Annotated in this window: 1 protein-coding gene; it reads right to left on the minus strand. The window is 59.7% G+C overall.

The features are described 5' to 3' along the window. Nucleotides 1-144: 144 nt before the first annotated feature. On the minus strand, nucleotides 145-993 hold the full coding sequence (locus tag MKK70_RS22680) for a hypothetical protein (RefSeq protein WP_243950081.1): 849 nt from the start codon (nucleotides 991-993) through the stop codon (nucleotides 145-147). Nucleotides 994-1321 lie beyond the last annotated feature (328 nt).

Below are 1321 nucleotides of genomic sequence, written 5' to 3' on the forward strand. Positions count from 1 at the left end.
CTCCGCAGATCATCGGCCGTGAAATCCTGCCGCAACGCCACCGCAGCCGACATGGCAAACCCTCCCGGTTCGCCTCATCGAATCAGATCCGCCCACGCAACGAAACCCCGTGAGTCACCCTCAGCGTCGATTGGTATTATAGAGCTAACGGGCGCCACCAAACTCCCATTGAATAGCAACGGCAAGTTGGAGTTGCGGCGTATTGTGGTTGAGCCCGAAGCCGACGGCAACACCCAAGATGGCGCGTTGGCTTCTTAGGCGATGCCTCGCTCCAACCTGTACGAGACTATAATCTGGTTGTCCTAGCTCCTGTTGCTCCCGAGCATAGGTTGTAACAAGCGCCGTGTCGGTGGATATCGCCTGTCCAACCGAGGCATTTAATAGCGTGCGTGTTGTTCTCTCGCCAGGCGCTGGATCGAAGCGGTAGACGCCTCCAAGGTTCAAGCTAACGCCGAGCGGAAGTTCCCCACTCCTGAGAGTCTTGCCGAATAGAAGGGTGCCTTCGGTCTCATAGGCCGTACCGCCTGGGCCGTAGAGCGCACGAACACGCCCAAGTAGCCCGACGATCGGCATGACCCGCCTCTCGTCCGTGATCTGGTAGAGCGCCCCCAGACGCGTCGTCCCGCCGAGATTGGCATTGGTACCTCCCTCAGTAGACCCAGGAACGTCCGCACTGACCGTCCCTAGTCGGCGACGGATGTCGAGGTTCCCGTAGGCTCCCGTCTGACCGATCCTCACATCGAGCTTCGGCGCTACGCCATAGCTTAGTTCGCTCTCCGCCCCTGCTGTGCCACGCACACGCCCGGTCGCTGCTCGTTCATACGACCCGCCGATGGAAAAAGTCGACTCTCCGGGCGACGTGGCATGAGGATCGGAGACCTCGAAAGGATCATCAGCTAGTGTAATAGGGTCATCCTGAGCATAGGCCGGCGTAATTGATGCCAACCAAATGCTCAAAATTACAGCTGCAAAATCGGAGAAGCGGTGGGGCATTGCTTCTCCTTTCTAGCCATGGCAGCGCAGGCTTCGTCGAGATCAAAGACATGTTCGGGCTTTTATATCGGCGAGTTCGAAATTGCTCGTTGGCCCGTCGGAAACAGTATTGCGGCATCCGAGCGGAGGGGGCCTGCAACGTAGCTACCTCGGTCACGGCTTTCGGTGCTGTCGCAGCCATCGCGTTGCCTCCTCCAGCGTGGCGAAGATCGGCGCTGAGATACCAACGAGCCGTCCGAAGGCCGCCTCCACGAACCAGCCCGGGCCCACCTCGTGCTCGGGGGTATCAAGGCGCACCAGCACGGCGATCAGCAGGCCGTTTGCCAGG

The organism is Methylobacterium sp. E-041 (assembly GCF_022829665.1).
Taxonomy (GTDB): Bacteria; Pseudomonadota; Alphaproteobacteria; order Rhizobiales; family Beijerinckiaceae; genus Methylobacterium.

Coding starts and splice junctions, on each gene's coding strand:
- MKK70_RS22680 (WP_243950081.1), bottom strand. CDS start 993: ATGCCCCACCGCTTCTCCGATTTTGCAGCTGTAATTTTGAGCATTTGG.